Below are 14,549 nucleotides of genomic sequence, written 5' to 3'. Positions count from 1 at the left end.
TGGCGTGTGACGGTCCCGCGAACCCACACACCCCCGCCCTCGACAGTTGACCGGTGGCCTGTGCAGAGCCGAAGAGCGGTAGAGCGGTAGCGCGACAGAGCGACAGAGCGACGAACAGCATGTTCGCCAGCCAGCAACTCACACGGCTCTTTCCTTGCGCACCCGCCCCCTGTCAAAGGGGTGGCACGGGTGGGTTGGCGGGACCGTCATGCGCCATGGATGGCGCATGCGAGCCTACAAGGACGTATTTACGGCGTGTCCCGCCAACCCACCCGTGCCAGCCCTCCCCCAGCTGCGGCAGACCTGATGCTTCTGCCGTTGCTGTTGCTGTGGCTGTGGCTCCGGGCTCCGGGCTCCGGGCTCCGGGCTCCGGCCCCAGACCTGGCCATGAACATCAAAAAACCCCTTGAATTCCCGCTTTCCATGCCGTTAACCCTTATGTCCGGCAAGCCCGCCATGGCCCCGGATGGCCCACCAGACAGCCTCAGCGAAATTTCCGCCTAAAGGTTGTTGACAAAGCGCCGTTATTCATTTGGCAACAGCGAAGCACACAGCCAAACAAAAAAATCGGCGGCGCTTCGTTCCATTCACCACCGGGATTCCAATAAGGGAGACGACCCATGGCACAGGTAATCAACACCAATACGATGTCGCTCAACGCTCAGCGCAACCTGAGCACCAGCGGCAGCTCGCTCGCTACCACCATCCAGCGCCTCTCGTCCGGCCTGCGCATCAACAGCGCGAAGGACGACGCCGCCGGCCTGGCCATCAGCGAGCGCTTCGGCACCCAGATCCGCGGCACCGACGTGGCCATCCGCAATGCCAACGATGGCATCTCGCTGGCCCAGGTCGCCGAAGGCTCCCTGAGCGAAATCGGCAACAACCTGCAGCGCGTCCGCGAACTCGCCGTGCAGGCCTCCAACGCTACCAACTCCGCCAGCGACCGCAAGGCCCTGCAGGCTGAAGTCACCCAGCTGGTCAGCGAAATCGACCGCGTCGCCAAGCAGTCCGACTTCAACGGCACCAAGCTGCTGGACGGCAGCTTCACCAGCCAGCTGTTCCAGGTGGGCGCCAATGCCGGCCAGGCCATCGCCATCAACAGCGTCGTCGACGCCAAGGCCAGCTCGCTGGGCAACGCCAAGTTTGCCCCCCCGGTCGACAGCACCGCCGACATCGCCACCATCACCGACCTGACCGGCGTCACCATCAACGGCATCACCCTCGGCACGATCAGCGGCAAGACCACCGCCGAGTTCGCCGCCTCCGCGGCCGCCCAGATCAACACCCAGATCGGCGAAGCCGGTGTCTACGCCGAAGTCGTCACCACCGCCGGCACCCCCGATACCCAGCGCCTGAAGCTGACCTCGGTCCAGGCCGACCGCGACCTCGTCATCACCGGCGCCACCCAGCTGGGCCTGGCCGACTCCACCGTCGCCGCCCCCAGCTCGGTTGCCGCCACGGCCACCTCCAGCTTCGTGCAGGACCTGGACGTCTCGTCCTACGTCGGTGCGCAGAAGGCGCTGGAAATCGTCGACAAGGCACTGGAATCGGTCAACAGCGTCCGCGCCGACCTCGGCGCCATCCAGAACCGCTTCACCTCCGTGGTGGCCAATCTGCAGACCTCCTCGGAAAACCTGTCGGCATCGCGCAGCCGCATCCGCGATACCGATTTCGCCAAGGAAACCGCGGAACTCACCCGTACCCAGATCCTGCAACAGGCCGGCACCGCGATGCTGGCCCAGGCCAACCAGGTTCCACAGAACGTGCTCAGCCTGTTGCAGCGCTGACATGAGCCGCTCCTGAAGCACGTCAGGAGCGTCTAACCCATCGTACGTGCACTGCTCAAGGACCTCTCCTCATGGCACAAGTCATCAACACCAACACGATGTCGTTGAATGCTCAGCGCAACCTGAGCACCAGCGGCAGCTCCCTGGCCACCACCATCCAGCGCCTGTCCTCCGGCTCGCGCATCAACAGCGCCAAGGACGACGCGGCCGGCCTGGCCATCTCCGAGCGCTTCGGCACCCAGATCCGCGGTACCGACGTGGCCATCCGCAACGCCAACGACGGCATCTCGCTGGCCCAGGTCGCCGAAGGCTCGCTGACCGAAATCGGCAACAACCTGCAGCGCGTCCGTGAACTGTCGGTGCAGGCCTCCAACGCCACCAACTCCGCCAGCGACCGCAAGGCCCTGCAGGCCGAAGTCACCCAGCTGGTCAGCGAAATCGACCGCGTCGCCAAGCAGTCCGACTTCAACGGCACCAAGCTGCTGGACGGCTCCTTCTCCAGCCAGCTGTTCCAGGTCGGCGCCAACGCCGGCCAGGCCATCGCCATCGACAAGGTCGTGGACGCCAAGGCCAATGCCCTGGGCGGCGCGCAGTTCTCCAGCGGCACCGCCACCGCGATTGCCGGCGTGGCCGATACCGATACCGATATCGCCGCCTTCACCATCACCGACAGCAAGGGCGCAGTGGTCAACTTCGCCGCGCAGACCGTCAAGAGCGTGGGTGACGTGGCTGCCAACACCGCCGCCAACGGCAAGGCCGTGGCTGCCGCGATCAACGCCAAGATCGGCGAAACCGGCGTTTACGCCGAAGCCGATGACGCCGGCGCCCTGACCCTGACCTCGGTCAAGGACAGCGTCGACGCCGATGGCGCGTTCCAGGACATCGCCAGCACCCTGGCCGGCTTCGCCGCCACCGATCCGGCCGACGGCAAGCAGTTCGCCGACAAGATCGACGTGTCCACCGTGAAGGGCGCCCAGCAGGCCCTGGAAATCGTCGACAAGGCCCTGGGTGCGATCAACAACACCCGCGCCGACCTCGGTGCCATCCAGAACCGCTTCACCTCGGTCGTTGCCAACCTGCAGACCTCCTCGGAAAACCTGTCCGCGTCGCGCAGCCGCATCAAGGACACCGATTTCGCCAAGGAAACCGCAGAGCTGACCCGCACCCAGATCCTGCAGCAGGCCGGTACGGCCATGCTGGCCCAGGCCAACCAGGTGCCGCAGAACGTGCTCAGCCTGCTGCGCTGATCCACGCCTGCCCGGCGGCGCCGGATTGACCGGCGCCGCTTCCAACGTCTCACGCACCACCCACGCCTGAAGGAATTTCCATGGCACAAGTCATCAACACCAACACGATGTCGTTGAATGCTCAGCGCAACCTGAGCACCAGCGGCAGCTCCCTGGCCACCACCATCCAGCGCCTGTCCTCCGGCTCGCGCATCAACAGCGCCAAGGACGATGCGGCCGGCCTGGCCATCTCCGAGCGCTTCGGCACCCAGATCCGCGGTACCGACGTGGCCATCCGCAACGCCAACGACGGCATCTCGCTGGCCCAGGTCGCCGAAGGTTCGCTGACCGAAATCGGCAACAACCTGCAGCGCGTCCGCGAACTGTCGGTGCAGGCCTCCAACGCCACCAACTCCGCCAGCGACCGCAAGGCCCTGCAGGCCGAAGTCACCCAGCTGGTCAGCGAAATCGACCGCGTCGCCAAGCAGTCCGACTTCAACGGCACCAAGCTGCTGGACGGCTCGTTCTCCAGCCAGCTGTTCCAGGTCGGCGCCAACGCCGGCCAGGCCATCGCCATCGACAAGGTCGTGGACGCCAAGGCCGACGCCCTGGGCGGCGCGCAGTTCGTCACCGCCACCGCCGCTGCCCCGACGGTCGCCGCCGACGGCACCTCGACGGTCGCCGCGTTCAGCCTGACCAGCGCGTCGGGCACGGTGTCCTTCGCCGAGCTGAAGCTGACCGAGACCACCACCGCCAAGGCCGGCCAGTCGCTGGCCGCGCACATCAACGCCAAGATCGGCGAAACCGGCATCTATGCCGAAGCCGATGCCACCACCGGCGCCCTGACCCTGACCTCGGTCAAGGACAGCGTCGACAAGGACGGCGCCGTCGTGCAGCTGAGCGGTACCGACATCACGCTGGCCGGCAACACCACGGTCCCGACCAAGCAGTTCGCCGACAAGATCGACGTGTCCACCGTGAAGGGTGCCCAGCAGGCGCTGGAAATCGTTGACAAGGCGCTGAGCTCGATCAACAACACCCGTGCCGACCTCGGTGCGATCCAGAACCGCTTCACCTCGGTCGTTGCCAACCTGCAGACCTCCTCGGAAAACCTGTCCGCGTCGCGTAGCCGCATCAAGGACACCGATTTCGCCAAGGAAACCGCAGAGCTGACCCGCACCCAGATCCTGCAGCAGGCCGGTACGGCCATGCTGGCCCAGGCCAACCAGGTGCCGCAGAACGTGCTCAGCCTGCTGCGCTGATCCACGCGTCCACGCCGCCGGCCAAGGCCGGCGGCGCGGGCAACCCCGACAAGACAGCCAACTGTCGCGCAGGAACGGGCCATGGCCATGGGCCGGACTCTCTCCCGGTCGCCACATCCACCGTGGCCATGGCCCGCCCCTGCGGCCCAACCGTTATCAGCGCTGTTTGTTTGACTGAACTCCCCGGGTGGCTTCGTCTCCCCCCGCTTTTCAGTAGCCTGAGCCCTCCTCTACATTGGAGGAGGGTTTTTTACAGACCACCGGCCGGACCTGCATTGCGTCCCGCCCTTATGCCCCTGCAAAGTGCGTGCCATTTCTCCGCGCCAGGCCATTGGCACAACTCCTGCATCAACGTGGTTCTAAAGACCTGGCGGCTACGGCCGCTACCTTCGTTGACAGCACGGCCACGCGGCGACGCCGCGGCGGCACACAGACAGGAGATACAACGTGGCTGACTTTGGTTACGGCGGCATCGGTTCCGGACTGGATATTTCCGGCATGGTCGCCAGCCTGGTGGCGGCAGACCGCAAACCTTCGGACAACGCACTCAACCTGCAGCAGTCCAAAGCCAAGATGCAGTTGTCGGCAGTGGGCACGGTCAAGTCCGCGTTCGACCTGCTGAGCACCTCATTGAAGGCGCTGAAGGCCTCGACCGCGTTCGACGCCCGCCTGGTCAGTGCGACCAAGGACGGCACCGACGACATCCTGACGGTCACCAGCACCAATTCGGCGGCCACCGGCAACCATGTCATCCACGTCGACCAGCTGGCCACGGCCAACAAGTGGATCGCCGACACGGCGGTGCCCAAGACCAAGACCTTCGGCGCCGGCACCCTGACGCTGGACGTGGGCGTGGGCGACAAAAAGAAGACGCTGGAGATCCAGGTCGAGGCCGATGACACCCTGTCCTCGATCCGCACCAAGATCGAAAAGGCCGGCCGCAGCCTGGGCGTACAGTCGACCCTCATCGCCTCCGGCGACAACCAGTACCTGTCGTTGTCGCAGGAGAAGTCCGGCACCGCCAATGCGATCAAGCTCAGCGCCGGTGCCGGCAATGCCGAGCTGACCGCACTGGCCAACAGCCTGACCGAACGCACCCCGGCCGCCGATGCCAAGCTCACCATCGACGGGGTGGACGTGGTGTCCAGCGAGAACACCGTCACCGACGTGGTTCCCGGCCTGACCCTCAACCTCAAGAAGAAGGGCGACACCACCGTCACCGTCAGCACCGACGTGGCGGCGGCACGCAAGGTGATGCAGGACTTCGTCACCGCCTACAACGGTGCGATCAGCGCGATCAACACCGCCACCAAGTACGACATCGAGAACAAGGAGCCCTCCTCGCTGACCGGCGATGCGCAGATGCGCGGCGCCTCCAGCCAGTTGCGCTCGATGATGGGCGGCGTGCTCAAGGACCTGGCCGCGGTCGGCCTGGACCCGAAGACGCTGGGTCTGCAGACCCGCGCCTATCCCAACGCCGACGGCAGCCTGGTGCTGGATGCCACCAAGTTCGAGGCGGCGCTGGTCAACCAGGCCGGTGCGGTACGGCAGGCGCTGACCGGTGATGACGGCGCGGCTACCAAGCTGTTCAACATGGTGGATGGCTATGTCAGCACCACCGTTGGCAAGGAAGGCGCCTTTGTTTCGCGCACCAAGAGCATCAACGCCACCCTGACCGACATCGACAAGCGCCGCGCGGCGCTGGACGTGCGCATGGCCGGCGTGGAGGAACGCTACAAGAAGCAGTTCCTGGCCCTGGATGCATTGATGGGCAAGCTGAGCCAGACCACGTCGTCGCTCACCTCGCAGCTCAGTCAGCTGGCCGGTTGATCGACACGGCCGCCTGCTCAAGTAAAGCGCGAACGCTGCCGATACTGGTACCAGCGCAGCAGCCAACGCAGGCTCCACCCCGGTGCCGCAGACCCCGCAAGGCACGCGGCCCCGCACGAAGGAGACATGATTGATGTACGGTTCAAACCGTCAATTCACCGAGCAGTACCGCAAGGTCGGCGTGCAGAGCTCGATCATCGACGCCGACCCGCACAAGCTGGTGGCGTTGCTGCTGGCCGGTGCACTCGAACGCGTGCGGCTGGCCCAGGCCTGCCTGGAACGTGGCGATCAGGCGCGCAAGGGCAAGGCGATCGGCGAGGTGTGCGCGATCGTCGGGCATCTCAACGGCTCGCTCGACCATGAAGCCGGTGGCGAGATCGCCGGCAATCTGTCGGCCCTGTACGATTACGTCATGCAGCGCCTGACCGAAGCCAACCTGCACAACGATCCGGAGGCCCTGCGCGAGTCGCTGGAGCTGCTGGGCGAGATCGACGCGGCCTGGAATGCAATCCCGCGCGACCAGCGCGCGCCCGCGCAGGCCGCCGTGTAATGGCCACCGCGCCCACCCTGGCCGACCTCAACAGCACGCTGGACACGCTGGAAGCAGCGTTGCTGGACGGTGACCACGCACGTGCGGGCACCTGCCTGGACACCCTGCACGCCGACCAGACCCAACTGCTGGCCCAGCCCGGCGGGCTGGATGACGTTGCCGGCCTGCGCGCACTGGAAAGCCGCCAGCAGCGCCTGATGGTGATGATCATGAGCCAGCGCGACGAGGCCGCCGGCCACGTGCGCAAGGGCGCTGCCGCCAACCGCGCCGCGCATGCCTACCTCACCGCGGAATCCCTGTCATGAGCGAGCTGCGGCCCAGCGCCATCCATCATCCGGCCGAAAGCGAGCTGTTCGATGAAACGCTGAGCTGCGAGGTGGCGCTGCCGGCCGAGTTCCGCCTGGGCAGCGCGGTGGTGCGTCCGGGCAGCGCCGAGACCCTGCTGCGCAGCGTGGCCCTGGTGGAAGATTCGCGCGGCGATGACGGCCACGACGAGCGCGGCGAAGCCACCGCGCAACTGCAGCGCCTGGAGGCCAAGCTGGACCTGACCATGGTGCTGCTCGGCCGGCTGGTGCGGCAGACCGCGCAGGACCTGGACCTGCGCCCGCTGCGCTGGTCACGGCGCGGCATCCGCCTGGAACAGGGCATGCGTACCGGCGCGACGGCTGGCAGCCTGGGCGTGATCCGGCTGCAGCCCTGCGACTGGCTGCCGGACCATATCGACCTGCCCGTCTCCGTGCTGGCCGAAGCGGCCACCGGCGCCGGCGCGCATTTCCTCTGGCTGCGTTTCGAGCCGATGAGCGATGCGCTGGAGATGGCGCTGGAACGGCACCTGTTCCGCCTGCACCGTCGCCAGGTCGCGCAGGCGCGCCTGGCCGACCGCCGTCCGCTGGACCCCTGAGCCCATTTTTTGACGGGTTGCCGGCCAACGGCAGGCACTACCGTGACGGGATCGGCTTGGCGGTAGGCCGCCACTCCGTTAAGGTGGTCACCCCGCCTTAACATCTGCCGAAGCCCTGCCTGTGCGCGTTCTCATCGTCGACGATCACACCCTGGTCCGCGCCGGCCTCAGCCGCCTGCTCCAGGGCTTTGCCGACGTGGACGTCGCCGCAGAAGCCAGCAACGCCGAACAGGCCCTGCAACTGGCCATCCAGCACAGCCCGGACGTGATCCTGATGGACCTCTCGCTGCCCGGCCGCACCGGCCTGGAAGCCCTGAGCGACATCCTGCTGCGCGCCCCCGGTACCCGGGTGGTGATGATGACCATGCACGACGACGCCGTGCACGTGCGCGACGCGCTGGACCGTGGCGCCGTCGGCTTCGTGGTCAAGGATGCCGCGCCGCAGGAGCTGGAACTTGCCCTGCGGGCCGCCCACGCCGGCCAGGTATTCCTGAGCCCGCAGATCTCGGCCAAGATGCTGGCGCCCATGCTGGGCAAGGAAAAACCGGTCGGGGTGGCGGCGCTGTCGCCGCGCCAGCGCGAAATCCTGCGCCAGATCGGCCGCGGCGAGAGCAACAAGGAAATCGCCGCCGACCTGGGCATCAGCGTCAAGACGGTGGAAACCCACCGCGCGCGCATGATGGAGTCGCTGGGGTGCCGCCGCGCCAACGATCTGCTGCTGCTTGCCGCCCGCCACCAGCACGAGCTGGAGTGAACCGGCCCGGGCAATGCGTCGGTTCCCCGACACCCTGAAGGCTTCAGCCTGCGGTCCGCCGGATTTTTGAACCGCCCCCAGCCGCCTTGGCTACGGAAACACAAGGGCTCCCGCCGCAGGCAGCGTCAAAAGTCCGGGGTCATGTAGGGGTTTTCCTGACGGAGCGTCAGGAAACCAACGACAGCACTCAGGAACCCCCCGATTACGGCGTCGGGATATCAGAAGCAAGATGTGTTCCATAACGCACCGGGGAGTCGGTGCGACGGGGAAAAACACATGAAGCCGACGATGTCGACCCAGCTGGGTCAGCAGCTCCACCTCACGCCGCAACTGCTGCAGTCGATCCGGCTGCTGCAGCTGGACGGCATGCAGCTCGAGCTGGAGATCCGCCGCGCACTGGAAACCAACCCGCTGCTGGAACTGGAAGAAGCGCCCGAGGCGCCGGCCAGTGACACCAGCGAGAGCGTGACCGTGCAGGACGTGGCCGCCTTCGACGAGCTTCCCGAAAGCGCCATGTGGGACGTGCCCGGCGCCAGCTGGCAGGACGGCGACGACGACCGCATGCAGCGCATCGCCGCCGACGAATCCAGCGACCCGCAGCTGCGCGCCCTGCAGCGCCTGTCGCTGGAGCTGGATGCGCGCGAACTGGCCGTGGCCAGTTTCTGGCTGGAGCATTGCGACGACGCTGGCTACCTCGATGCCCCGCTGGCACAGCTGCAGCTGCTGGCCAGCGCGCGGTGCGACGTGGATGCCGCCGGGGTGGAAGCGGTGCGCCAGCAGATCCTGCACGGCGACCCGGCCGGGCTGGCCGCCCAGGACCTGCACGAATGCCTGAGCGTGCAGCTGCGCGCCCTGCCCGGCCGCGTGCCCGCCCGCCACCTCGCCCAGCGCGTGCTCGACGAGGGCCTGGCCGCGCTGGCCGCGCACGACTACCTGGCCCTGTCGCGCCAGCTCGACGCCGAGATCGCCGACATCCACGAAGCGGTGCGGCTGATCCTGTCGCTGCAGCCGCGCCCGGGCGACAGCCTGCGCCCGGACGACAACGGCGTGGTCATCCCCGACGTGATCGCCTGGCACGCCGATGGCCAGTGGCGCGTGGCGCTGAACCCGGCCACCAGCCGCCGTCTGGGCATCAACGCCAGCTACGAGGCCGCGCTGGCCGACGCCGGCGAGGCCGCCCAGCCGCTGCGCGACATGCTGCAGGAAGCGCGCTGGCTGACCCGTGGGCTGTCGATGCGCTATGACACCCTGCTGCGCACCACCCGGGTGATCATCGAACGCCAGGCCGGGTTCCTGACCCGCGGCGAGGAAGCGATGGCGCCGCTGACCCTGAAGGAAGTGGCCGATGCGATCGGCATGCACGAGTCCACGGTCTCGCGCATCACCACCGGCAAGTACCTGCAGACCCCGCGCGGCACGCTGGAGCTGAAGCACTTCTTCGCCGTGCGGCTGGAAGGCGCCAGCGTCTCCGGCCAGGCGGTCAAGGCGATGGTGCGCCGGCTGATCGATGCCGAGCCGGTCGGTCGGCCGCTGGCCGATGAGGCCATTGCCGGGCTGCTGTCGCGCCAGGGGGTCAACATCGCCCGCCGTACCGTTGCAAAATACCGAGAACAACTGGACATCGCCCCGGCCCGCGAACGCCGCCGGATGCATGCCCGCACCCCGCAATTGGCCCGGGTGGGCTGAAGGAAATGGAAGACATGAACAAGCTCACCGTCCTGCTGGTCGACGACCACGAGGGTTTCATCAATGCCGCCATGCGCCACTTCCGCAAGGTCGACTGGCTGGACGTGATCGGCAGCGCCGCCAACGGCCTGGAAGCCATCGAACGCTCCGAGTCGCTGCGCCCGCAGGTGGTGTTGATGGACCTGGCCATGCCCGAGATGGGCGGTCTGCAGGCCACCCGCCTGATCAAGTCGCAGGACGATGCGCCCTACATCGTCATCGCCAGCCATTTCGACGATGTCGAGCACCGCGAACACGCGCTGCGTGCCGGCGCCGACAACTTCGTCAGCAAGCTGTCCTACATCCAGGAGGTCATGCCGATCCTGGAAGGCCTGAAGGGGAAGGATCATGAGTGAGTCGCGCATCCTGGTACTGGACAACGATGCCGTCCGCGCCGAACGCACCGTCGCCCTGCTCGAGTTCATGGATTTCAACCCGCGCTGGGTGGCCGACGCGGCCGATATCGACACCACCCGCCAGCGCCCCAACGACTGGGTGGCGGTGATCATCGGCAGCCTGGACCCCGGCGCGCGCAGCGATGCGCTGTTTGCCTGGGTCGGCAAGGGCGCCCTGCCGCCGCCGGTGATGCTGGTCGATGGCGATGCCGCCAGCTTCGCCCAGCAGCACGGCCTGCACGAGGCCAACGTGTGGCCGCTGGAAGCCCCGCTGCGCCATGCGCAGATGGAAGCGCTGCTGCGCCGCGCGAGCCTGAAGCGACTGGACGCCGAGCACCAGGCCGGTGCCGTGCAGGAACAGGGCCCGACCGGTGACGGCGCGGCGGTGAGCGCGTTGCGCCTGATGATCGAGCAGGTTGCCGCGTTCGATACCACGGTGCTGGTGCTGGGCGAATCGGGCACCGGCAAGGAAGTGGTGTCGCGGTCGATCCACCAGCGCTCGCCGCGTCGCGATGGCCCGTTCGTGGCGATCAACTGCGGCGCGATTCCCGCCGACCTGCTGGAAAGCGAACTGTTCGGTCACGAAAAAGGCGCGTTCACCGGTGCACTGAGCGCGCGCAAGGGCCGTTTCGAAATGGCCGAAGGCGGCACGCTGCTGCTGGACGAGATCGGCGACATGAGCCTGCCGATGCAGGTCAAGCTGCTGCGCGTGCTGCAGGAACGCAGCTTCGAGCGGGTCGGCGGCAACCAGACCATCCGCTGCAACGTGCGGGTGATCGCCGCGACCCACCGCGACCTGGAGTCGCGTATCGCCGACGGCAAGTTCCGCGAGGATCTGTTCTACCGTCTCAACGTGTTCCCGATCGACGTGCCGGCCCTGCGCGAGCGCAGCGAAGACCTGCCGGCGCTGGTGACCACCATCGCCGCGCAGCTGGCCCGTACCGGCCGTGGTGAAGTACGTTTCAGCGCCGAGGCACTGCAGGCGCTGGCCAGCTACGAGTGGCCGGGCAACGTGCGCGAGCTGACCAACCTGGTCGAGCGCCTGGCGGTGCTGCACCCCGGCGGCAACGTGCGCGTGCAGGACCTGCCGGCACGGTACCGCGGCGATTTCAGCGTGGCGGCACCGGCCCCCGTGGCCGCGCCGCCGGCGCCGGTCGACGAGCGCCTGGACCTGCGCAGCTTCTCTTTCCACACCCCGGCCCCGGGCACGGCTGCCCCGCTGGAGAACGGCATCGGCCCGGTCACCCGCGCCGCCGGCCTGCCCGATGCCGGCCTGGACCTGCGCAACCACATGGCCAACATCGAGCTGACGCTGATCAACGAGGCGCTGGAGCGCACCCAGGGCGTGGTTGCCCACGCCGCGCAGTTGCTCGGCCTGCGCCGCACCACCCTGGTGGAAAAGCTGCGCAAGTACGGTATCGAACGCGACCAGGCCGAACTGGCCGGTTGATCGCCGCGCAGCACCAAAAAAGCCCGGGCCTGCCCGGGCTTTTTTTTGCTCTTCTCCCATCCGCGCGCGACACACTAAGCGTGCGCTGAGCATTTCCAGGCGCGGCTGCCGGTGGGTCGGGCGCTGGGGCCCCATGCCCTTTCCGGCGAATGTCCCCCGGCGTCGGCCTGCGGCCGCCCCCTCCTCCTTTATTTCGCCTCCAAGGGCATGGGGCCCCAGCGCCCGACCCACCGACCACCGGCAAAACAGCCTGGATCCTACCTGCTTTACCGCAAGCCGAGCCGGGTAGCGGCCGGTAGGCCCCTGGGCAAAATAAAGGAGGAGGCCGCTTGCGGCCGGGGGACATTTGCACCAGGGGCCTACCGGCCGCTGCCGGGCCCCAACGCTCGCGGCCCGCCCCGAACGGAGAAGTAAACGCCCCCCACCACCCCGCCAGCCATTCGGCGCCGCCGGTTTTCCGACGCCAGCAAGCCGACCCGGCGCCGCGCCAGGTTGCCGCAGCCCCCGCCCGCAGCACCGGGGCCCGCCCGACCCACCGCATCGCCAGCTACACCAACAAAACTGAACCGTGCAGCGATTTCGGCACGCCACTTGCAACGTATTCACTCGAAACCCCATCCCAGCTTCGGAACGTTCCAGATGTCGCACTCCGTCACCTCCGTCCTTTCCCAGATCCGCACCCTCCAGACCCAGATGGGGCAGTCCGCCGTCAGCCCGCTGACGGAGGCGCCGAAGAGCAATGCCATCCAGGGCCTGGTGTCGCCGCAGGAAGTACAGGGCCCGAGCTTCACCGAAACCCTGCGCGGCGCCATTGCCGGCGTCAACGAAGCGCAACAGAAATCCGGCGCCCTCGCCAAGGCCTTCGAACTGGGTGAACCCGGTGCCGACCTGGCCAAGGTCATGGTCGCCTCGCAGCAGTCCCAGATCGCCTTCCGCGCCACCGTGGAAGTCCGCAACCGTCTCGTCCAGGCTTACCAGGACGTGATGAACATGCCGCTGTAAGGATAGAAACGCATGGCCCTGTCGCTCTCCAAGGAATCCCTGAACGCCGAAAAGGCGGGCCAGTGGTTCGACCGGCTGCAAAGCCTGCAGATCACCCGTCGGCTCGGACTGATGGCGATGATCGCCGTGGCCGTGGCGGCAGGCCTGTTCGTGTTCTTCTGGTCGCAGAAACCGGGCATGGTGCCGCTGTACACCGGCCTGGACCAGAAGGCCACCGCCGAAGCCACCGACCTGCTGCGCACCGCGCAGATCCCGTTCGAACTGGACCCGGCCACCGGGGGCATCACCGTGCCGGAGAAAAACCTGCACGACGCGCGCCTCAAACTGGCCGGCTCGGGCCTGACCGACAGCGGCCGGCTCGGTTTCGAACTGATGGAGCGTGACCCGGGCTTCGGCGTCAGCCAGTTCATGGAGAACGCGCGCTACCAGCATTCGCTGGAAACCGAGCTCTCGCGCACCATCAACACCCTGCGCCCGGTGCGCGATTCGCGCGTGCACCTGGCCATCCCCAAGCCGAGCGCCTTCACCCGCCAGCGTGACGTGGCCAGCGCCTCGGTGGTGCTGGAACTGCGCGGCGGGCAGCAGCTCGAGCGCGGCCAGATCGATGCGATCGTGCACATGGTGGCCGCCAGCATCCCCGATCTCACCCCCGAACGCGTGACCGTGGTCGACCAGAGCGGGCGCATGCTCAGCGTGTCCGATCCGAACAGCGAGGCGGCGTTGAACGCGGCGCAGTTCGAGCAGGTGCGCCGGCAGGAGACCTCCTTCAACCAGCGCATCCGCGAACTGCTCGAGCCCATGACCGGCCCCGGCCGGGTCAACCCCGAAGTCAGCGTGGACATGGACTTCTCGGTGATCGAGGAAGCCCGCGAGCTGTACAACGGCGAGCCGCAGAAGCTGCGCAGCGAGCAGATGAGCGAGAACAGCAGCAGCACCCCGGGCCCGCAGGGCGTGCCGGGTGCGGCCAGCAATACCCCGCCCGGCCCGGCCGCCGCGCCGACCACCGCGGCCACGCCCACCGAAACCTCCAAGAACGCCACCCGCAACTACGAACTCGACCGCACCCTGCAGCACACCCGCCAGCCGGCTGGCCGCATCAAGCGTGTCTCGGTGGCCGTGCTGGTGGACAACGTGCCGCGCGCCGGTGCCAACGGCAAGATGGTGGACCAGGCGCTGTCCGCCGCCGAGCTCACCCGGGTCGAAGCCCTGGTCAAGCAGGCGGTCGGCTTCGACGCCGAGCGCGGCGACACCGTGTCGGTGATGAACGCCCCGTTCGTGCGCGAAGTGACCCCGGTCGAAGGCCCGAAGTGGTGGGAGCTGCCGCAGGTGCAGGATGGCCTGCGACTGCTGCTCGGCGCGATCGTGGTGCTGGCGCTGGTGTTCGGCGTGCTGCGCCCGGCGCTGCGCTCGATCACCGGCCAGGCCCGGAAGCCTGGCGATGAACCCCTGGAACCGCACAGTGCCGACGTGCAGCTGGTCGACGACGGCGAGGGCCTGCCCGCGCTCGGTAGCGAACGGCTGGGCGCGGCCGGACATGAAACCCTGGCCCTGCCGGTGGACTCCTACGAGGAACGACTGCGCATGGCGCGTGAAGCTGTAAAGACCGATTCCAAGCGCGTGGCCCAGGTGGTCAAGGGCTGGGTGGCCAATGACTGACGCCGCCCCCA

13 protein-coding genes are annotated in these 14,549 nt (G+C 67.5%); all 13 read left to right on the top strand.

Annotated features, from left to right (window positions below):
- Positions 1 to 620: 620 nt before the first annotated feature.
- The 13 genes from M2421_RS00510 to fliF all read left to right on the top strand — a co-directional run bounded on the left by M2421_RS00510 (position 621) and on the right by fliF (position 14,538).
- Complete coding sequence (locus M2421_RS00510; RefSeq protein ID WP_259202560.1) at positions 621 to 1,787, top strand: flagellin; 1,167 nt, start codon at positions 621 to 623, stop codon at positions 1,785 to 1,787.
- Between the two features lie 71 nt (positions 1,788 to 1,858).
- Entirely contained in the window at positions 1,859 to 3,034 is a 1,176-nt protein-coding gene (locus M2421_RS00505; protein WP_259202559.1) for a flagellin, read from the top strand.
- Between the two features lie 80 nt (positions 3,035 to 3,114).
- Positions 3,115 to 4,275, top strand: coding sequence for a flagellin (locus tag M2421_RS00500; protein ID WP_259202558.1), 1,161 nt, complete (start codon positions 3,115 to 3,117; stop codon positions 4,273 to 4,275).
- Positions 4,276 to 4,722: 447 nt separating this feature from the next.
- Positions 4,723 to 6,105 (top strand): flagellar filament capping protein FliD, encoded by a 1,383-nt coding sequence (fliD, locus tag M2421_RS00495; RefSeq protein WP_259202557.1) that lies wholly within the window; start codon positions 4,723 to 4,725, stop codon positions 6,103 to 6,105.
- Positions 6,106 to 6,238: 133 nt separating this feature from the next.
- Complete coding sequence (gene fliS / locus M2421_RS00490) at positions 6,239 to 6,655, top strand: flagellar export chaperone FliS (protein WP_259202556.1); 417 nt, start codon at positions 6,239 to 6,241, stop codon at positions 6,653 to 6,655.
- Positions 6,655 to 6,960 carry a hypothetical protein gene (locus M2421_RS00485; RefSeq protein ID WP_259202555.1) on the top strand — a complete coding sequence of 102 codons (306 nt, stop codon included), beginning with the start codon at positions 6,655 to 6,657 and terminating at the stop codon, positions 6,958 to 6,960. Before fliS ends, M2421_RS00485 begins: the two co-directional genes overlap by 1 nt.
- Positions 6,957 to 7,556, top strand: a complete 600-nt coding sequence (locus tag M2421_RS00480) for a PilZ domain-containing protein (RefSeq protein WP_259202553.1) — start codon at positions 6,957 to 6,959, stop codon at positions 7,554 to 7,556. Before M2421_RS00485 ends, M2421_RS00480 begins: the two co-directional genes overlap by 4 nt.
- A 121-nt stretch (positions 7,557 to 7,677) precedes the next feature.
- Positions 7,678 to 8,310 carry a response regulator transcription factor gene (locus M2421_RS00475; RefSeq protein WP_256776975.1) on the top strand — a complete coding sequence of 211 codons (633 nt, stop codon included), beginning with the start codon at positions 7,678 to 7,680 and terminating at the stop codon, positions 8,308 to 8,310.
- A 276-nt stretch (positions 8,311 to 8,586) separates the two neighbouring features.
- A complete protein-coding gene (rpoN, locus tag M2421_RS00470) occupies positions 8,587 to 9,996 on the top strand; it encodes an RNA polymerase factor sigma-54 (protein WP_259202552.1) in 1,410 nt (469 codons plus the stop codon).
- 14 nt (positions 9,997 to 10,010) lie between these two features.
- Positions 10,011 to 10,391, top strand: coding sequence for a response regulator transcription factor (locus M2421_RS00465; RefSeq protein ID WP_259202551.1), 381 nt, complete (start codon positions 10,011 to 10,013; stop codon positions 10,389 to 10,391).
- Positions 10,384 to 11,880: a sigma-54 dependent transcriptional regulator gene (locus M2421_RS00460; RefSeq protein ID WP_259202550.1), complete on the top strand. Its 1,497-nt coding sequence runs from the start codon at positions 10,384 to 10,386 to the stop codon at positions 11,878 to 11,880. Before M2421_RS00465 ends, M2421_RS00460 begins: the two co-directional genes overlap by 8 nt.
- Positions 11,881 to 12,519: 639 nt before the next feature.
- Entirely contained in the window at positions 12,520 to 12,882 is a 363-nt protein-coding gene (fliE, locus tag M2421_RS00455) for a flagellar hook-basal body complex protein FliE (protein ID WP_259202549.1), read from the top strand.
- Between the two features lie 12 nt (positions 12,883 to 12,894).
- Positions 12,895 to 14,538: a flagellar basal-body MS-ring/collar protein FliF gene (gene fliF / locus M2421_RS00450; RefSeq protein WP_259202547.1), complete on the top strand. Its 1,644-nt coding sequence runs from the start codon at positions 12,895 to 12,897 to the stop codon at positions 14,536 to 14,538.
- Positions 14,539 to 14,549 lie beyond the last annotated feature (11 nt).

The organism is Stenotrophomonas sp. BIGb0135, assembly GCF_024810105.1.
Lineage (GTDB): Bacteria > Pseudomonadota > Gammaproteobacteria > Xanthomonadales > Xanthomonadaceae > Stenotrophomonas > Stenotrophomonas maltophilia_AB.
Note: the sequence above shows the minus strand (reverse complement) of the source record. Positions and strands in the feature narration are given on the sequence as shown.

Bases quoted from the DNA above. Each gene is read 5' to 3' on its own strand.
- M2421_RS00510 (WP_259202560.1), top strand. From the start codon at position 621: ATGGCACAGGTAATCAACACCAATACGATGTCGCTCAACGCTCAGCGC.
- M2421_RS00505 (WP_259202559.1), top strand. From the start codon at position 1,859: ATGGCACAAGTCATCAACACCAACACGATGTCGTTGAATGCTCAGCGC.
- M2421_RS00500 (WP_259202558.1), top strand. From the start codon at position 3,115: ATGGCACAAGTCATCAACACCAACACGATGTCGTTGAATGCTCAGCGC.
- fliS (WP_259202556.1), top strand. From the start codon at position 6,239: ATGTACGGTTCAAACCGTCAATTCACCGAGCAGTACCGCAAGGTCGGC.
- M2421_RS00485 (WP_259202555.1), top strand. From the start codon at position 6,655: ATGGCCACCGCGCCCACCCTGGCCGACCTCAACAGCACGCTGGACACG.
- M2421_RS00480 (WP_259202553.1), top strand. From the start codon at position 6,957: ATGAGCGAGCTGCGGCCCAGCGCCATCCATCATCCGGCCGAAAGCGAG.
- rpoN (WP_259202552.1), top strand. From the start codon at position 8,587: ATGAAGCCGACGATGTCGACCCAGCTGGGTCAGCAGCTCCACCTCACG.
- M2421_RS00465 (WP_259202551.1), top strand. From the start codon at position 10,011: ATGAACAAGCTCACCGTCCTGCTGGTCGACGACCACGAGGGTTTCATC.
- M2421_RS00460 (WP_259202550.1), top strand. From the start codon at position 10,384: ATGAGTGAGTCGCGCATCCTGGTACTGGACAACGATGCCGTCCGCGCC.
- fliE (WP_259202549.1), top strand. From the start codon at position 12,520: ATGTCGCACTCCGTCACCTCCGTCCTTTCCCAGATCCGCACCCTCCAG.
- fliF (WP_259202547.1), top strand. From the start codon at position 12,895: ATGGCCCTGTCGCTCTCCAAGGAATCCCTGAACGCCGAAAAGGCGGGC.